Source organism: Paenibacillus sp. A3, from assembly GCF_001399685.1.
GTDB lineage: Bacteria > Bacillota > Bacilli > Paenibacillales > NBRC-103111 > Paenibacillus_G.
Genome location: NZ_JTHN01000144.1, coordinates 1 through 17,794, shown reverse-complemented (window position 1 = coordinate 17,794; position 17,794 = coordinate 1). Strand labels below are relative to the sequence as shown.

General features: G+C 57.5%; 13 protein-coding genes and 3 tRNA genes. 4 read left to right on the top strand and 12 right to left on the bottom strand.

Going from position 1 to position 17,794, the window contains the following annotated elements:
• Nucleotides 1-105 precede the first annotated feature (105 nt).
• The 5 genes from QJ48_RS21895 to QJ48_RS21870 form a co-directional block, all read right to left on the bottom strand.
• Nucleotides 106-6,240, bottom strand: coding sequence for a putative Ig domain-containing protein (locus QJ48_RS21895; RefSeq protein WP_054975624.1), 6,135 nt, complete (start codon nucleotides 6,238-6,240; stop codon nucleotides 106-108).
• Nucleotides 6,241-6,308: 68 nt separating this feature from the next.
• Entirely contained in the window at nucleotides 6,309-6,833 is a 525-nt protein-coding gene (locus QJ48_RS21890) for a phage tail protein (protein WP_054975623.1), read from the bottom strand.
• Between the two features lie 17 nt (nucleotides 6,834-6,850).
• Entirely contained in the window at nucleotides 6,851-7,348 is a 498-nt protein-coding gene (locus QJ48_RS21885) for a phage tail protein (protein WP_054975622.1), read from the bottom strand.
• Between the two features lie 30 nt (nucleotides 7,349-7,378).
• Nucleotides 7,379-7,897: a phage tail protein gene (locus QJ48_RS21880; protein WP_054975621.1), complete on the bottom strand. Its 519-nt coding sequence runs from the start codon at nucleotides 7,895-7,897 to the stop codon at nucleotides 7,379-7,381.
• A gap of 351 nt (nucleotides 7,898-8,248) precedes the next feature.
• Nucleotides 8,249-8,722, bottom strand: a complete 474-nt coding sequence (locus QJ48_RS21870) for a GNAT family N-acetyltransferase (RefSeq protein WP_054975619.1) — start codon at nucleotides 8,720-8,722, stop codon at nucleotides 8,249-8,251.
• A gap of 192 nt (nucleotides 8,723-8,914) precedes the next feature.
• On the opposite strand from QJ48_RS21870, the gene QJ48_RS21865 reads away from it, so the two are divergent.
• From QJ48_RS21865 to QJ48_RS21850, 4 genes are all read left to right on the top strand, one after another.
• On the top strand, nucleotides 8,915-10,579 hold the full coding sequence (locus tag QJ48_RS21865) for a PhoX family phosphatase (RefSeq protein WP_054975618.1): 1,665 nt from the start codon (nucleotides 8,915-8,917) through the stop codon (nucleotides 10,577-10,579).
• A 156-nt stretch (nucleotides 10,580-10,735) separates the two neighbouring features.
• A complete protein-coding gene (locus QJ48_RS38900) occupies nucleotides 10,736-11,248 on the top strand; it encodes an SEC-C metal-binding domain-containing protein (RefSeq protein ID WP_054975617.1) in 513 nt (170 codons plus the stop codon).
• 310 nt (nucleotides 11,249-11,558) lie between these two features.
• On the top strand, nucleotides 11,559-12,413 hold the full coding sequence (locus tag QJ48_RS21855; RefSeq protein ID WP_054975616.1) for a papain-like cysteine protease family protein: 855 nt from the start codon (nucleotides 11,559-11,561) through the stop codon (nucleotides 12,411-12,413).
• Nucleotides 12,414-12,503: 90 nt separating this feature from the next.
• Complete coding sequence (locus QJ48_RS21850) at nucleotides 12,504-13,118, top strand: hypothetical protein (protein ID WP_063858137.1); 615 nt, start codon at nucleotides 12,504-12,506, stop codon at nucleotides 13,116-13,118.
• A 317-nt stretch (nucleotides 13,119-13,435) separates the two neighbouring features.
• Here QJ48_RS21850 and QJ48_RS21845 read toward each other — a convergent pair whose 3' ends face one another.
• The 7 genes from QJ48_RS21845 to QJ48_RS21815 all read right to left on the bottom strand — a co-directional run.
• The gene (locus QJ48_RS21845) at nucleotides 13,436-14,230 is read right to left on the bottom strand and encodes a TatD family hydrolase (RefSeq protein WP_054975614.1); all 795 of its coding nucleotides are present in this window, start codon (nucleotides 14,228-14,230) and stop codon (nucleotides 13,436-13,438) included.
• Nucleotides 14,227-14,799 carry an RNA 2'-phosphotransferase gene (locus QJ48_RS21840; protein WP_054975613.1) on the bottom strand — a complete coding sequence of 191 codons (573 nt, stop codon included), beginning with the start codon at nucleotides 14,797-14,799 and terminating at the stop codon, nucleotides 14,227-14,229. The genes QJ48_RS21845 and QJ48_RS21840 overlap by 4 nt, the downstream gene beginning before the upstream one ends.
• Before the next feature lie 27 nt (nucleotides 14,800-14,826).
• Nucleotides 14,827-15,402 (bottom strand): ribonuclease H-like YkuK family protein, encoded by a 576-nt coding sequence (locus QJ48_RS21835; protein WP_054975612.1) that lies wholly within the window; start codon nucleotides 15,400-15,402, stop codon nucleotides 14,827-14,829.
• A 53-nt stretch (nucleotides 15,403-15,455) separates the two neighbouring features.
• Nucleotides 15,456-15,529: transfer RNA gene (locus QJ48_RS21830), tRNA-Asp, on the bottom strand.
• 9 nt (nucleotides 15,530-15,538) lie between these two features.
• A tRNA-Gln gene (locus QJ48_RS21825) sits at nucleotides 15,539-15,609 on the bottom strand.
• A 93-nt stretch (nucleotides 15,610-15,702) separates the two neighbouring features.
• Nucleotides 15,703-15,779: transfer RNA gene (locus QJ48_RS21820), tRNA-Glu, on the bottom strand.
• Nucleotides 15,780-16,642: 863 nt separating this feature from the next.
• Nucleotides 16,643-17,794 (bottom strand): iron chelate uptake ABC transporter family permease subunit (locus QJ48_RS21815; protein WP_157261715.1); only part of this gene is annotated, 1,152 nt, incomplete at its 5' end.

Sequence of the window (17,794 nt, the reverse complement as noted above, 5' to 3'; positions counted from 1 at the left end):
CCTTTTTTTAAAATGTTAAAAAAATAACATTCCTTCCGATGGCGACGGCTTATAGGCAAAAAAAGACCAAGCCCGCTCCAATCGGACTTGGTCTATCGTCAGTTGCTATATAAACGAGATGGCTTTTAACAGCCGGTAAAGCATGGTCGCCGCCTCGGCTCGCGAGGCCGAATCGGACGGCCGGAAGCGACCTTGGTCGTCGCCCTCGATAATCCCCGCTTGTATCGCCTGACGCACCGCGTCGCCGGCCCATCCGGAAATGTTGGCGGAATCTTGGAACGATTCGCCAGAGTTCCGGGTGTCTGCAGGCTTGGCCCCGACGTACTTAATGGCGCGTGCCGTCATGACCGCCAGTTCTTCCCGGGTGACGGTTTGGTTCGGACGGAAGGTGCCGTCTTCGTACCCGTCTATCAGCTTCGCTTTATGCGCCGCGCCAACTGCCGACGCGAACCAATCGCCTTCTTGAACATCGCCGAATGGCGCCTTCTCTTGCGAGACGTTGAGCCCCAGCGAGCGAACGAGCAAGGCGGCCCATTCCGCCCGGGTCACGCGGCCTTCCGGCTCGTACGCATCGGCCTTTCGCCCTTGCACGATCAGCTTGGAGGCCAGCGATTCGATCGTCGCTTTCGCCCAATGTCTATGCAAATCGCCGAACGAAACGGAACGATCGAGCACCGTGTACACGCTGAAGCCTTGTCGTTTCAGCTTGGCCGCGGGCTTGCCGTCCCGGGTTTCAAACAGGGTCGGGACAAACCGGTATTCGCGCGCTTCCGGGTCCCACCACACACCGGTGGCGGTCGCCGCATTCGCTTGTTCATTTAAAGGCAGCGTGCGGACGATGTAGCTGCTGAAGACATTTTGCTTGATTTCATTGCCCTTGCTATCCGTGATACGAACGTAGAAATCGAGCGGCGCCGTCAGCTCTCTTCCTCCCGTACGGCGGATCGCCTCGCTGAGCTGCCCTCGCTCTTGAGCATCGGGCGTTCGGATTCCAACGTTAATGGAGATATCGCCTGCCGGCAGACCGAGCAGCTTCGCCAGCGTCTGCGGGTCGATCTGCGCCAGCGGCAGCTCGATCAGCCCGCCGGCCGTCTGGAACAAGATCGACAGCTCCGGATTCATCGCCAACAGCTTCGCAATCGTAGCCGAAGGCAGCTCCACATAAGCGGAGGAAGCGGAGGACGTAATCCGGACAAGGCCGGTGCGGATGTCATCCTGCGATACTTTAATGGTTTCTTTTGAACCGTTATCCAGTCCGATATTCACCGTAATCCCCTCGGGGGCCGGCGTTGGAACCGGACCCGTCCCGGTGGACGGAGATGGAGACGAGTCGCTGTCGCCGCTGCCACTGTCGTCGCTCCAAGCGCTTACGCGTACGACAGCCGTCGCCGAGCGTCCGCCATAAGTAGCTGTAAGGACCGCCGTCCCTGGCTGCAGCGCAGTCACGACGCCTTCCGCGTCGATCCGGGCGATCCCCGCGGTTTGGAACGCGTAGGCGGCCAAACGGCCGATCGGCGCCGTGCTTCGATCCGCGAAATCCGCTGTCAGCATGGTTGGAACGGATTGACCCGTTTTCAGCTCGTACGTATCCGGCGTAAACCGGATACCGGTTAGGTCAAGGTCGACGACAATCGTTGTCTGGACCGTATCCTCGCCGTACGTTGCGCTCGCAACGGTGGTTCCCGCCTGTTTACCCGTGACGACTCCGTGCAAGTCGACTTCCGCGATATCGGCGTCCTTGACGGAGTACAACACTCCGTTCGTCAGGACGATCCGTCCGCCGCCGTACGTTGCGCTAACGACCGTAGTGACCTGCTCTCCGACCTTCAGGCTATAAGAAGGCCGTTCGAAGGCGAGGCCCGTGATGCTTTTATTTACGAGGACGGACGTTTCAGCCTTAGTGCCGCCATACGTAGCCGCCAGCACGGTGCTTCCGCTCTTTACACCGATGATTTGACCGGATTCGTTGACCAAGGCCACAGACGTATCCTTGATCGTATACACAACTCCAGTCGTTAATCTGACAACCTGACTATCCGAATAAGTCGCCTTCAAAACGGTGTCCCGGGTTTCCCCGGTCTTCACCGCATACTCCGATTCCTCAAAAGCGATTCCCACTAAAACCGGAGGATTGATTTTCAGCGTCAGAACCTTGGTTATGGCCATGCCGTTGCCGTCCTTCACTTGAATCGTCACCGGATACACACCGGCTTCCTTCGGTGTCCCGTCTATCGTTCCCTTGGAAGCATCCAGTGTGAGTCCATCGGGCAGACGGCCCTCTTCGACGCTCCAGCGGTAGGTGCCGCTTCCGCCCGTCGCGCTTAAGGTTCCGCCGGCATAAGGCAAGCCTACGGTGCCTTCCGGCAGAGGAGCCGCTGTGAAGATCAACTCCGGATTCACTTGGATGCTAAGGTTCTTAACGACCGTTCCCCCGTTGCCGTCCTTCACTTGAACCTGAAACTCATAGGCTCCTGCCGCCGTCGGCTTCCCTTGAATGGATGCTTTCTTCGGATCGAGCGGGTCGACGGTAAACGTCAGTCCCGCAGGCAGCGTACCGCCAACCGTCCATGTATAAATCCCGCTTCCGCCCGATGCGGAAAACTCTTGTTTGGCGTAAGCTACGCCCGCCGTTCCGACAGGCAGTTCCGGCGTTTGAACCGTTAATGCCGCACGAACTTGCAGTGAGAGGGTCTTTATCGCCTTCACCCCATAGCCGTCTGCGACCTGGATCGCGAAGCTATACGTGCCTTCCGTCGCCGGTGTCCCGCTTATAGCGGCAGTCGCCGGGTCGAACGTCAGGCCTGCCGGAAGCGAGCCGCTTGCGACCGACCACGTGTACGTCCCGTTCCCGCCGCTTGCGCTGAGCGTCTGCTGCGGGTAGGCGGTGCCCACGGTGCCTTCCGGCAGAACCGGCGCATGAATGACAAGCTGCGGATGAATCTGAAGCGTCAGCGCTCTTGACGCCGTCAGCGAGTTGCCGTCCGTCACAAGAACCACGAAAGAGAATGTCCCTTCGCTCGCGGGCGTGCCGCTCAAGGTCCCGTCCGCCGCAAGCGTCAGTCCGCCTGGCACCGTACCGGCGGCAATACTCCAAGCGTAGACGCCGTTGCCGCCCGTTGCCGCAAGCGAGGCCGTATAAGCCGCTCCGACAGCTCCATGCGGTACGCTGGTTGTGGACACCTCAAGCATCGGGTTCACCTGAATCGTAAGCTCCTTCGTCGCCGTTACGCCGTTGCCGTCGGTAAGCTGTACGGTAAAGCTATGGCTGTTCGCCATCGTGGGTGTGCCGCTGAGCTTCGCCGTGGCGGCATCGAACGTTACACCCGCGGGCAGAGCGCCGCCGGTCACGACCCACACATAGGCCCCGTCGCCGCCGGTCGCCGTCAGCGTTTGCGAATAGGCGACGCCAACCGTCCCTTGCGGCAAGCTCGAAGTGGCGATTTGCGGCTTCGGATGAATAGCAGTCGCATCGCTGGCCGAATTATTGCCCGTATGGATCTCGCCGCCGCCGGAAACGGCTGCCGAGTTCGTTACACCCGCAGGTGCATCTTGGTCTACCGATACCGTCACGGTGATCGGAGGATAGGCGTTCCCCCCTGCCAGCTCATCGGATCGGGTACAGCTTAACGTCCCGGAATCGCAGCTCCAGCCGTTGCCGCCAAGCCCCTTCAACGTGAGCCCGGCCGGCAGGGTGTCCGTCACGGTTACAGCAGAGCCGTCCGTTGTACCTTGTCCGCTATTTGTCACCGTTATCGTATATACAGCCGAGGCTTGCCCCTGCGTAAAGCTGCCCGTATGGGACTTCGCAATCGTCAAGTCGGCCACGGGAATGATCGTCGTCGGATCGCTTACCGTATTATTGGCGTTATTGACGTCGCCGCCGCCTGAGACGTTAACCGTATTCGTAAGCAGCGCAGCCGCATTGGCCGCAACGTCCACCGTCAAAGTGATCGGGGGATAGCTGTCCCCGGAAGCAAGCGCGTCCGCCCTGCTGCATGTGGCCGTTCCCGCATCGCAAGTCCAGCCGGAGCCCGCTAACCCCGTCGCGGTCATCCCCGCAGGCAGCGTGTCCGCCACCGTCACCGTACCGCTTGTCAAGCCGGTACCGGCATTGCGGACGGTGATCGTATACGAAGCTCCCGTTTGCCCTTGCTTAAAGTTCCCGACATGCGATTTCGCAATTGTCAAATCGGGTAATTGAATGATGCTTGTCGGATCGCTGACCGTGTTATTCGACGTATTCGCATCTCCGCCGCCTAAAACTTCGGCCACATTCGTTACGCTTGAGGGCGCATTCGCCGCTACGTTTACCTTCAGCGTAATGTCCGGATAACTCGCTCCTGCCGCCAACGCGTCGGTACGCGTGCAGACGAGCGTTCCCGTATCGCAAGTCCATCCCGTTCCTTCCAGCTCGGCGGCCGTTAATTCAGCGGGCAGCATGTCCTTGACCGTCACCGTACCGCTTGTGCTGCCGCCTCCGAGGTTTTTAACCTTCATGGTATAAACCGCTCCGGTCTGCCCCTGTGTGAAGTCGCCGGTGTGCGTCTTGGTAATGGATAGGTCCGGCGGGCCCGTAACCGTCAGCTTGAACGAAGTGCTTAAACTGCGGGACATTCCCGAAACCGAGCTGTTGGCGGTTACTTGAATCTCGGCCGCTCCGCCTGCGGCAGGCGTAACGGTCAACGTGCGGGATGTCCCGCTGCCTGTTATGACGACGTTTCCGTTCGGAACCACCGTTTGGTCCGAGGAGCTGGCCGCCAGCCCGGAGAGCTTCGTTTCGTCCCACGAAAGGGTTACGGCATAGGTGCCGTTCACGCCGATCGAAGCATCCGGCATTCCCTCATAAGCGCCGATATCGACTGCGGCGTTCGTTTTCCGCGGGAAGCCGCGCTGGTCGAACGTCGTCGCCAAAACATTGCTTCCTTTGCCGAGCGCCGGACTACTCCCCTTCAAGGCATTCGTTTCGCCCAAGCCGCCGTTGGCGCTTAACGGAAGCACACCGGGGTCGGCCACGTCCACCTGGTTTCCATTCACTGCCTGCAAAAGTCCGTTGCCGCCCAGTCCGATCAGGTTGTAGCTGCTTGTTGCGTCGATTCCCGCTATTACGTTTTGACCGGTCCTTACTTCAAGATCGCTGGCAGAGCCCCCTGCCTTGCTGTTCCCGGCGGCAATCGTATTTTGCAGCTTCGGATTGCCGTTCAGCACATACAGCCCGCCGCCCCCCTGATCGGCTTGATTGTCGAACAGGGTGACGTGCGTCAGCGTAGTATTTCCAACCGAATTATACAGGCCGCCACCCTTCCCTTTGGCCGTATTTCCGCTGATCGTCGTATTCGTGATTAGAGCCGGTGCGCCGAGGTAAAGCCCCCCGCCGCCTGCCTGAGGATCGATCGTTCCGTTGGCCTGGTTGCGGGAGATCGTTGTGCCCTCAATCCGGATCTGCCCCGGTACCGAAGCGGGAAAAACAGTCATCCCGCCTCCCAGACCGTTCGAAGCGATATTTCCATCGATAACGGAGTTGAATACATCGATGTTCATGTCGCCCTCAAAATGCACCCCGCCTCCCCGTTCCACAGCGGTGTTGCCTTGAACGGCCGTGTTTCGAAGAACCGCTTTGCCTCCCTGCAGTCCGGCGATATTCAAGCCGCCACCCCAATGGCCGGCGGCTGATACGGAATTTCCGGTGACGACGCAGTTCTCGATCGTTACCGTGCCTTGGCTGCCTGTGTAACCGAGAATTCCTCCGCCGCCGAACTCCTCGCCGGCGGCAAGCTGCCCACCGCTGACCGTCAGCGCCTTCAACGAGATGCTATAGCCGGTATCCGAATCCGGATTCAGATTGAATACCCGTTTGCCTGTCCCGTCCGTCTGCTTGATCACCGTGCCCGCTGGATTCCCGTTCGGGTCTCCTCCCGCTCCGATGATCGACACGTTGCTGCGAATTGCCAATTCTCCCGAATTCAGCACGTAAGTCCCGGCCGGGATTTGGATCGTATTTGATCCGCCCGAGCCGTTGCTTTGATTCACCGCCGCCCGCAGCGAGCATTGGCCCGCTACCGAGCAGTTTCCCGGTATATCGGCTGTCGTGTCCACGGTTATCGTAGCTGCGAAAGCTGAGGAAGCTGCAAACATGGACAAAAGCAACAATAAAACGGCCGCACCGCCAAAAACGGCAAGCGTCCGTACGAAGCCAGCGGTTTGCCTCGCTTCGGCATGGTCAACCATGGCGTTTATTCTCATTCATACCCTTCCTTCGTCTCGCCGATTCTCCCTTTTAACGGCCAAATAACGTACCGGATGCCGGCGTATTAGCTGTCTCTAGGAGGAAACATACCATTAAGGCAGATAATAAAATGAATGGCAAGATAGGGCTGCATATTGTTATGAGGTTGGGAGCCCCCCGCCGATTGGACCGCTCCCGGATGCATCGGAACGGAATTTGTAAAGCCACCGTAAGCTGCTCCTCCGACACGCCCCGGGGTTTTCGCCCACAACATCCCTTCCACCGTAGTTCCGGAACCCGCAGCGGCGGAGTTGACTAAATGCGTATGCGCGGGAAGCTGCGATGTCAATAGCGTTACCGTCCGGCTGCCTCCTGACTGTCCGATATTCCGCGGCGTTAACCCCGGCCCGTTCCCCCGATGCATCGGAGCCGCTCCCTGCAAATTGGGCAGGGCAAACGTCGTTTTCCCGTCTCCCCCATACTGCGTGCCGAGGATCGAAAACAACGGCGTATTTTGCGCAATCGGGATAAGCTGTCCGTTGCAGAAAGCCCAGCCTTTAGGAGCAAAATTGCCCGCAAACATCGTAATCTCCCCTAAAAAACTATCCATAGGCCTGCTCCTTCCTCCTAATCCCTGGTTGGGTAACTGCCATCAATCGCAATGCAAAAATTCAAGACCGTATAGGGCTGCATGTTCGTATGAGCTTGATTTTGCCCCACACTCCCCACAGCGCCCGTACTTAGCTGTTTGTCGGCTTGCGTATGATAGGAGCTTACAGCTGTTTTGGCCCAGACGTTATTTACGGGGCTTTTGGACGAGGCTGTGTCATTGCTCCCCCACGCCTGATGGGTATGTGCCGGTATTTCGTTTACGGTCAGCGTATGCGCTTCCTCGCCCCCAGCTTGTCCTAAGGTGATGCCGTTCCCTGGATGAACCGGCACCCGTCCTCGCAAATCCGGGAGCGCAAAAGTGGTCACACCGTTCCCGCCGTAGGTCGTGCCGAGCAGCGAATACAAAGCCTGATTCTGATTGATCGGCAAAATGGCTCCATTGCATAGAGCCCATCCGCGCGGAGCAAAGTTAAACGCAAATAATTTAATTTGTCCGAGATAAGGTTCTGACACCCCGACTCCTCCTTCTTCAATCCGTCTGAACTAGTTCTGGGAAGGGTAACCTCCATGCAAGGAAATGATGAACGAAATGGTCGTGAAAGGCATCACATTGTCATGCGGTTGCCCTCCCCCGGAGGGCGTTAAGGCGTTGGGGTTCATCGTTCCGCCCGGCGTTCCGCCGCCGAACTGCGTTAGCGTGGAGTTCGCCCAGTATCCGCCTTCCGGCGAATTCGATGTCCCCTGCTGCGACTGAGCCATCACGCCATGCGTATGCGCGGGCATCTGATTCGCGATTAGCGTTACGGATTCGACGCCGTCCTTTTGTCCCAAGGAATAAGTGCTGCTTGTTGCAGGATTTTTTCCCATATGAATCGGCACCCGTCCTCGCAAGTCCGGCAATGCGAAGTTCGTTTGTCCGTCCCCGCCGTAGGTCGTGCCAATCAACATAAAGAGAGTGTCGTACTCTGCAATGGACAACAGTCGTCCGTCGCACAACGCCCAACCTAAAGGCGCAAAGTTTCCAGCAAACATCCGGATTTCGCCCATATATGGCTCTGCCATCCATAATCAGCTCCTTTTTCGATTGATATAGCGAATGCTATTCCGCCGCTAACGGGCGGCTAAATACAACTTCGTACAAGAAACCATCGGGATTTTTGCCTACGGGCACCGTAAACAGGTGGAGTTCGCCCAACTGTGGATGTCTGAACAAGTAGATTTGCTGTGGGAGAAACGGTTCTAGGGGGCCTGAGAATAGTAATGAGAACCGCTCGTAATCCGGGGTGGAGCCTGTGTCCTTGGCTTCGATCAAGCTCAATTCGGCGTCGCTTTCATCCAGCTCCACTTTAAAGCTGGTGTCCAGCACACTATGAAAGGAAGAAAAACAATCCAGTCGCAAAATATCACCTACATCTAGAATTGAGTATTGGCCTGCCAGATCATCTCGCAATACAAACCGTTTTCTTGCTGTGTACGGAACCCGAGCCGCTCGTATAAACGCCGGGCCGGATTATGAGCCTGTACGCTCAGCCAAAGCGGCTTGCCAGCTTTTTGCGCTTCCTGTTGAAGCGATTGCAGCAGCGATGTGCCGATCCCCTGCCGTTGATATATAGGAAGCAGGGCCAAATCGATCAGCACGATCCGGTTCTCCAGCCGGGCCGTCATCCTTCGGCCGACCCGTTGCTGCCTGTGCCAAACGAGCTCCCATCCGGCCTCCGGATACTGCGCGGCGTATGTCTTTTGCTGAAGCTGGCACTGCATCCGGAGAAATTGGTCGATCTGCCCGGGTCCCCAGCCCCATGCCCCGACTTCCTCCATCCGGCTGCTTGCGTACACTTCATAAAGAAAGGACTCGTCCTCCGCCTGAGCGCGGGAAAACCGTAACACCGCCTACACCTGCCTTCGGGCCTGATTGCCGACAAAAAAATCATCCGCTGCGTCTGCCGCCGTATTCCGCAAACCCGCATTTTATGCTATCTTAAACTTTAGGTATAAATTACTAGATTGTTCAATTAAATTATACATAGTTTCCTACCATTCGGCTACAACGAATTGATGCCCTAATAGAGGAGATCGCTGATGAAAAACAAAACGCTTTCCCGACGAACGTTTCTGGCTTACCTTGGCACCGGGGCCGTTACGATTGCCGCCGCATCGACAGGCTTGGGCGCTTTTACCGGCAGCGCCGCCGCAAGCGATAGCTTGTTCGACCGGAAAACCGGCAAAGTAACCGACGCTTTCACACCGATCGAACCGGGAGCGGGCGACGAGCTCGTCCTCCCCAAAGGCTTCAGGCACGACGTTCTGGTCAGCTTCGGAGATCCGATTAACCGCAAGGGCGATACGTTCGGCTACAACAACGAGTTTACCCGCTTCTTTCCGTTTGACGACAAGCAGGTGAACGGACTTCTCTGGGTCAATCATGCCTCCGTTCATCCACTGCTGGCCTTGAATCAGCGGCAGCCGGGCCCGCTCGGCGCGGACCAGGTCAAGTCGCTGTTGTACGGTCAGGGAGCCTCCGTTGTCGAAGCGTACCGCGATCAGGAAGGCAAATGGAAAATCAACCCGGATTCCGCATACGCGCGGCGGATTACGGGCTATGACCGTGTCGAGCTGGCCGGCCCGGCCCGGGGAACGCGCGCCGTGAAGGGAGCCGCGTTGGTGCAAGGCACCTTCGGGAACGGCGCAGGGAGCGTCACGCCATGGGGCACCGTGCTTTCTTGCGAAGGAGATTTCGAGAGCACCTGCGGGAGCGCCGGACTTGAGCTTTCGCACTACGGCTGGGTGGTCGAAGCCGATCCGTTCGACGGCAGCTTCAAGCTGCGGAAGCATACCGCCCTCGGCCGGTTCCATCATGGCCAGCTGGCCGTAACGCTAAGCAAGGACGGCCGTGTGGTCGTCTATATGGGGGACACGACCCCGGATTCGTGTCTTTACAAATTTGTCAGCGCCGGGAAGCTCCAGGCCGCGTCGGGAAAAGCGAACGCCGATCTGCTGACCGAAGGCACGCTTTACGCCGCCGACCTCGTCAACGGACGGTGGGTTCCGCTGACGATCGAAGCCGTCAAGAACGCGTTAAACCGCGACGACTTCCAAGTGCCGTTCGGCGTCAATCAAATTAAGGAAGTGCTCGTTGAGCGGTATAAGGAGCAAGCCGACGTGCTCGTCTATGCTCAGGACGCCGCCTTGATCTTGGGAGCGACGCCAACCGACAGGCCGGCCGGATTGGTTGTCCATGCCAAAAGCGGCGCCTTGATCGCCGCCTTTCCGAATAATATACGCCACGGAAATATCCACGGACATCTGGCGCAGCTTGCCGAGCAGGACGGAGACGCAGGCGGCGCTGCGTTCGACTATGAGATCGTATCGAGCGGCGGGCGCGGCAGCGGCTACAGCTCGCCGGGAACGCTGCTCTTCGACGACCGGAGCCACCTGTGGGTCGCCTCCGATATTCCGGCGGACAAGCTGAATCAAGGCGCGTACGCCCCGTTCCGCAACAACGGGCTGTACGTGGTCCGCACAGCCGGTCAAGATACTGCGGCGGCGCAGCTTTTCGCTTCCGCGCCTGTCGAAGCGGCCTTTACGGGCCCTTGCTTCACGGCGGACGAGCGGACCTTGTTCCTGTCCGTCTCGCATCCCGGTCAAGCAACGGTGCCAACCGGCAAACCGACGAGCCTGTGGCCTCACCGTTCCGGGGATTCCGGCCCGCGCCCGTCCGTCGTCGCTATCAGCGGTTTCGCTTAAAACGCAAGACAAGCCTCCTCTGCGGAGGCTTTTTTCCTCGTAAATAGCATCGAATTCACGCCTAAATGCCGTCGAATCGTGTCGAAGCCTTGGAATTTTTCCTTTCAAAGGCTATAATGTCATCAGAGTGAATTTGGCAGAAGAAATGGAAGTGGATTGAAATTGCGAAAAATTGGAAGAAATGAGCCGTGTCCCTGCGGCAGCGGAAAGAAGTACAAGCACTGCTGCCTTCTGACCGGTGAAGCGCCTCAACTCCAAGCGGCAGCGCCGAATATCGGCTCGCCGTCCAACAGCCGGCCTTCAGCGGATCAAGGTCCGTCTCTCAATGCGGAAACCGTGCAGACACTTATTGAGGTGCTGGACTGGCCTCAAGAAATATATCAATCGGTCGCCGAACAATTAGCCGGGCAAATGACAGGAACCTTCGATTGGCAGCGCATTACGGAAGCCGTCGCCTTGTGGCATGCGTACGCATCCCACGAACGCCCGCAGATCCGCAAAGCGGACGTGATGCTCGCTGCAGTGGAATACGCCATCGGCTCCATGCACGGCGTTGCCGAAGTGACTCAATCGGCGCTTTCGGCCAAGTACAACGTATCCTCCGGCTCGATCGCCCAGCGGGCGCAAAAAATTACGGAGTTCGCCGAGCAGATGAAAAACGGCAAATAACACCGTATATGCACACAAAACAAAAACCGTTCTCCCGACTCATCGGGAAAACGGTTTTTTTGTCGTTTCGACGAAGAAATGGTCGGCTGACGCCGCGCGGAGGCCCACGAACATGCAGTACAACAGCCTGTCTGGCGTTAACGGCAAGGAAAGACCTAATACCGCTGCAGGATTTACAACACAAAGCATCCATCTTAGTATTTGAAGCGAATCTCCGGAGAATAACCGAAGGTAACGGGAGGTGAGCCCTTTTTCTTCCATTCCGGCCGTTGCCGGAACTTCAATAAACTTGGAAAGGAAGTAGAGAGTGATGCGAAAATTATTGACGCTTATCGTCGGCTTGACCTTGATTGCGAGCGCAAATTTTGCGGTAGCCGCCGATCCGGCCCCGGTGTCTGTTCCAGCTGCCGCAGCCGGAGGCGCCACCGATGTCAAGTTTAAAGGTACGACAGCGCCGATTGGGGTGAATGTGCGCTCCGGCGCAACAACCAAATCGGGCGTGCTGTATACGATAGCGGGAAATACCGAAGTCAATTTCGACGGATGGGAAGAAGGAGAAGCACAGCAGGATTATTGGACCGGACAAAGCGATACGCGCTGGTTTTATTTTTACAAAAACAATGCGAAGCATTACATCTCTTCGGCGTTCATCTTCGGTAATCCGCCGGATACCGGAAATCCAAGACCGCCGAAGCCGCCAGGAACCGGCGCCACCGTGCCGGACGTGCGGCAAAAAATGAGCAACTGGTGCTGGGCGGGCGTATCCGTACCGATCCTGCAGCATTACGGAAAAACCGTTTCACAAGAGGAGTTTGTGCGCTACGTCAAGGGCGGGCTCTACAACGATCCTGCCACGACAGGCGAAATCAAGTACGGCTTGAAGCGTTACGGCGTCAACAGCAGCGATTTCTACAATCTCCCGACGCTCCAATGGGTGAAAAACGAGGTCGACGGGAGCCGTCCGATGGTTGCTTTTATCCGCTGGACAAACGGGGCGGCCATCGGTCACTTCGTCGTTCTTGACGGCTACTATACCGGAACCGGCGGAAACCAATACGTATCCTACATGGACCCGTGGTACGGCGATCATTATTCTCAGACGTTCGACTCTTTTAAAAGCAACAATCGTTTCGTATGGCGCGGAACGATTAGCACGAGCAAATAAGAAAAGCTTCTTATCGAACCCTATTCGAGGAAGATACATTCGTGTCTTAGAGGAAGCTTTTCTTGCGAGCAGAAAGAAAGGGGCGGAAACATGGGGAAACGTACACTTTTCACGTTGACGACAGCGATCATGACGGGAGGTCTTCTATTCGCTATGGCCGGATACGCAGCGTTCAACTCTCCTGAGCAAATCGGCTTACAGGACTTTATTCAAATCCATCAACAGCAGAAGGACAAAAATTTGGCGGGCGACTCCTTCTCCGCTGCGCAATTATCCGAATTCAGCATCGCGATCGACGCCACGGCTACGGCCGAACAAATCCAGGCTTATTCGGACGCTTCTTTCAAGAAGCTGCTCCAGCCGACGAACGAACGTCTGTGGTTCGTCATGATTAACGGCGCGCCGGAAGGGATTCTGATTGCCAACGACAAAAAGCCGGTGAAGATGGGCGGAAAAAACCGGAGCAAAGATTTGCTGAAGCTGTACCACAGCGCTCGCGGGCTTGCGGCGAACGACGAACAAGTCCGCTATGTCGAATTCGAAGGACAGGGCTTGCTCCTCGTACTTAGCGGCGAAGCCGAGTCCGTCTTTTTGTCCCAGGGGCTGGCATCGCTGCTCCAGCTTCCGGAAGGCCAGGTGCAACCGCGAGAAGTTATCGCCAAAATGAAGGCAAGGATCGCCCCAACCTCTGCACAGCAGGAATGATCGAAGCCTAGACCCGAGGACGAAAAAGGCCGCCGGAAATCGGCGGCGGGAGTGTTGAGAAAGAGGTTATGGACTGAAATAGAGAAACATACGGAGGTGGGGGATCCACTTGAGAAGCGATAGCGCCCGCCTTTGTCTTCGGGAAATGTCCGCTACCAAGCGGCTTCAATAAAAATTTCCCGAGGACAAGAGCGGTCGGAAGTGGATACCCCACCCTTCGTAACCTCTATTTTTCCATACAAACTACAATCCGAAAACATGCTTTGCCGTTTGCGTCGTCGCTTCGGCCACTTCCTCCGCGCTTTTGCCCATACAAACTACAATCCGAAAACATGCTTTGCCGTTTGCGTCGTCGCTTCGGCCACTTCCTCCGCGCTTTTGCCCATACAAACGGATACGGCCTGCAAGATATGCGGCAGAAACGCGGGCTCGTTGCGTCCGTCCGCCGGCTTGGCGGGCAGATCCCGCGGCGTAAGGAACGGAGCGTCCGTCTCGATCATCAGCCGGTCGAGCGGAATGCGCCGCACCAGCTCCCGCAGATGCTTGCCCCGCCGCTCGTCGCAGATCCAGCCCGTAATCCCGATATACAGTCCCATATCGAGATACGTCTTCAACTCGCTTGCGCTGCCGGTGAAGCAGTGGACGACCGCCCGGTCGATCCGGTGCAGATGCGTCTTCAAGATGCGGACGAAATCCGCATGCGCCTCCCGCTCGTGCAGGAACAACGGCATCCTCAGCTCGCACGCCAGCATGACCTGCGCTTCGAACCATTTCCTCTGCACGTCGCGCGGCGAGAAATCGCGGTTGTAATCCAAGCCGCATTCTCCGATCGCTACGACGGAAGGCAGCGCGGCCAGCTTGCGCAGCTGCGCCAGCGTGTCCGGGCCGCAGCTGCGGGCGTCATGCGGATGGATGCCTGCGGTGGAGTAAAGCTTGCCGGGGAACCGAGCCGCATACCTCGCGGCTTCTTCGCTGTTTCTCATATGCGTCCCCGTCAAAATAAGCGGAGAGACACCCTCCGCTTCCGCCCGGGCGACGACCTGGTCGCGGTCCGGATGAAACGAACGGTGCATTAAGTTGACGCCGATATCGATCAGCGAAGGCTTCCTCATCGTTTGTTCGCTCCTTTCCCATCGTCTACTGCGCAGCAGGACGCCGGCACTTCGTCGGCCAGCCACACTTCATTTCCGGCAAAATAAAACGATACGCCCATACTGCGGGCTTTAGCCGTATCCACGCGAAGGATGACAAGCTCCCCTCTGCGGCTACCTGCCAGTGTGGCGAACTGCAGCCCTTCGGACAAATGCACGTACTGGCGGCCCATCGGCCGGATGCCTTCCCGCAGAATCGCCGGCGCGGCATGACGGTTCGTGCCATGATACAGCGTCTCGGGCGGGTCGCCGGGCTCGTAGCGAATCTTCTCGAAGCTGTGCCCGTATCGGGCGCGGATGCGGCCATTCGCGATTTCGAAGCGCTGCTTATCCGATTTGCGCACGACCTGCTCTACATCCTGCAGCGTGATCGACGCCCATCTGGGCTGCGACCGGATGGCGCGCATCATGTCTTTCAGTTCGCACGATCCGTCCGTCGGGTCCAGAACGAGCCCGAACGCTTTTGGATCGTGCCTTAACAGTTTGGTCATAAATTTGCTTAAGCGAATTTCCGTTTTTTCATTTAACATATCGATCTCTTCCTTATTTAAAAAAGTTCACATAACCAGGCTGGCCGGTCGTTTCGTATGCCGGTTGGCATAGGCGGAGGCGGCGTACGAGTCAGGCTTCACCCGAGCGGCGTATCTTCCCATCGCTTCGACCCGGTCCACCATCTCCTGAACGTACAGCGACGTCTTGTTGACGACCGGCTCCGTGCCCGCATCAATATCGATAAACGCTTCAAGCGAAGAGCCTTGGTACACATAGGGCAGCAGCAGCTCTTCCATCCGGTTCACCGCGTCCCCCTCGAAATAGCAGGCTATCTCTTGCGAGAGCGACGTTTCGATCGTCAGCTTCTCTTTGACGGAGGTCAGCTCCCGGGGAAGCACCACCTGCCGGTAGCAGGCCCAAGCCCCTTTGCCCGGACGGCGGATAATAATGCCGGTCACGAATTTGGTGTGACCGCGGTGAACCTGGCTATCGGTACCGATCATCAGTTGATACGGCGATGCCGGATCTTGAGAGATGAACCGCAGCATCCGCTCGATCACATCGTCGAGGGAGAGGCGGCGTTCTGTCACATTATGAAATGTGAGGTCATCGTGCATGGTAAAAAGATTTGTTCGCTTCATGGTTGTTTGTCACCTGTACAATGTACACGGCATCCTTTCGTTATGTATTTGGTTGGAGCCGACGGGACTTGAACCCGCGGCCTCCGGTCTGACGAACCGGCGAGAACTCCCGCTTCTCCACAGCTCCATGTGAGTATAGGGGAAGATGGAATCGAACCACCGCTCGCGGCTTCAAATGCCGCTGCCTTACCACTTGGCGATTCCCCTGAGTTGGACGGATAGGTGCGGGGACGGCCCGCAGGTCTGCCAGTCGCCGAATATAGCAGCAACCTCTATGACTACATCCTATCCATGATGAAATGGTGACGCATGGGGGATTCGAACCCGCCGAGTGCACGATTGAAAGTCGTGTGGCTTAACCGCTTGCCTAATGCGCCGCGTAAAAAATGAAAAGACTGCGAGCTCACGCGCTTTTCTTCCGCCCGGATTCGTGCCAAGGCATAAGAAAAGCCGCCGTGATCCGGCAGCCTTGTATCTCCGTATTTTGCATACGCCGAAACGTATGTCAGAATCGCCCGACCTTCAGGGAAGGAGGGGTTCGGAGCAGACCAAGACTACTGGACTTTGTTTGTAATTCAAATTGGACCTCGTGAACATGGACAATCTTATCATGATTCGTCATCGCTACTCTCTCCTTCCACGTGAATTTAAGCAAACAAAAAAGCTGCGCTTCGTCCCTTTTTCCCGCCACCAAGGCAAAAGAAAAAGGCTACGACGATTCGCAGCCTCACCTACCGAATTCCAATTACGATGCGTCTAAAAGCGCCAAACATCGTACAGGTACGCGAAAGCTACGTAAAAAGCGTTGGTTATGAAAGGAATCATGAGCGGATCCTTGCTCGGTATGTAACAGTTGTTCGAATGCGTTATGCGTTCTCATGTTCCTAACCTCCCTTCGCTTTTTGTGTTCATCAAGTTGGTGAAATCTTATCATGCGTACTGCGAGCATGTCAACCATTATTTTTGTAAAATTGTATTTCTTTAACTTTCACGCTTTACCGCCGTAAGGAAGCAGCACGGTAAAAATTGGTTCCCCCCGGAGCGGTCCGACAATGCCGTGATCGAGAGCCCCTATAAAGATCCCGAGCAAAAGTAAACATGATGTACCGAATCATTGCGAGACGCAAATCAGACTGCCAAATGGCAGTCTGAGCTTTGTCGAGAAACCCTATTCGCAGTCAAGACCGCTGCACAGTCACAATTCACATCTTGCTAATCGTCACATCATCCCATTCGCATTTTATCTGCGTGAAGACCGCATCAGCCATAGAAAATAAGGCGCTCCGAGGAGCGAGACGATCAGGCCTGACGGAATCTCCTTAGGCGGCAGCAGATTGCGGCCGACGATGTCGGCCAATACGAGCAGGACGGCCCCGAGCAGCGCGGCAAGCGGCATGAGCCGGCGATGATTGTGCCCGATCAGAAGGCGCGCCGCATGAGGGGCGATCAGCCCCACAAAGCCGATCGTGCCTACGATCGATACGGCCGCAGCCGCCAGCGCCACGCCGATCGCCGCCGCTCTCAGCCGCGTCTGCTCGACGTTGACCCCAAGGCCGACTGCGCCCTCCTGACCGAAGGCCAAAATGTCCACTCTCCGCCCGATCAGCCATGCCAGCGGCAGCAGCAGCACGGGCCACACCACGAGCTGCGCCAGCTCCTCCCAGCCCCGCGCGTACGTGCTGCCGGAAATCCAGGCTAACGCCACGGCCACGTTCATTTTGGTCTGCACCACGATGAGCTGAATAACGGCCGAGCCGCACGCGGATACCGCGATCCCGACGAGCGCCAGCACAGCTGGCTGCAGGCCCGTCTTGCGGGCGATGAGATAGACGATCAGCGCCGCGGCGATCGCTCCGACGAAGGAGGCAAACGGCAGCAGCGCGATCGGCAGCTCCGGCCAGACGAGCAGCAGAAGCAGCGCGCCGACCCCGGCCCCGGCCGAAACACCGACGATGGACGGATCGGCCATCGGATTGCGCACGACCCCCTGCAGCAGCAGGCCGCTGACCGCAAGCGCCGCTCCGGCGCAGGCCGCGACGAGCATCCGGGGCAGCCGCTGGTCGAGCACGATCGAACGGGCCAGGTCGGGGCCTTGGCCTTGAACCGCCGCCAGCACGTCCTGCAGCGGGATTTTTACATCGCCGAAGATCATGCCCAGAATCGTGACCGCGACGAGCAGCGCCCCGAATATACCAAGAAGCGCACGGTACGAAAGGAAACGGGTCGTCGTGTCAAGCGACGAGGCGGACGGCTTCGGCACCTCGCGATGCTTTTGCGCGGCCCGGTAGGACAAATAAGCAAGGCACGGCCCTCCGATAAGCGCCGTAACTGCACCTACCGGAAGCTCGCCGTACGAGCTGTTGTTGGCCAGCCGGCTGCCGACGTCGGCAGC

Excerpts from the sequence above, each read along its gene's own strand:
- QJ48_RS21850 (WP_063858137.1), top strand. The coding sequence starts at position 12,504 with ATGGGGAAACGTACACTTTTCACGTTGACGACAGCGATCATGACGGGA.
- QJ48_RS21865 (WP_054975618.1), top strand. The coding sequence starts at position 8,915 with ATGAAAAACAAAACGCTTTCCCGACGAACGTTTCTGGCTTACCTTGGC.
- QJ48_RS21855 (WP_054975616.1), top strand. The coding sequence starts at position 11,559 with ATGCGAAAATTATTGACGCTTATCGTCGGCTTGACCTTGATTGCGAGC.
- QJ48_RS21845 (WP_054975614.1), bottom strand. The coding sequence starts at position 14,230 with ATGAGGAAGCCTTCGCTGATCGATATCGGCGTCAACTTAATGCACCGT.
- QJ48_RS21835 (WP_054975612.1), bottom strand. The coding sequence starts at position 15,402 with ATGAAGCGAACAAATCTTTTTACCATGCACGATGACCTCACATTTCAT.
- QJ48_RS21890 (WP_054975623.1), bottom strand. The coding sequence starts at position 6,833 with ATGGATAGTTTTTTAGGGGAGATTACGATGTTTGCGGGCAATTTTGCT.
- QJ48_RS21895 (WP_054975624.1), bottom strand. The coding sequence starts at position 6,240 with ATGAGAATAAACGCCATGGTTGACCATGCCGAAGCGAGGCAAACCGCT.
- QJ48_RS21880 (WP_054975621.1), bottom strand. The coding sequence starts at position 7,897 with ATGGCAGAGCCATATATGGGCGAAATCCGGATGTTTGCTGGAAACTTT.
- QJ48_RS21840 (WP_054975613.1), bottom strand. The coding sequence starts at position 14,799 with ATGTTAAATGAAAAAACGGAAATTCGCTTAAGCAAATTTATGACCAAA.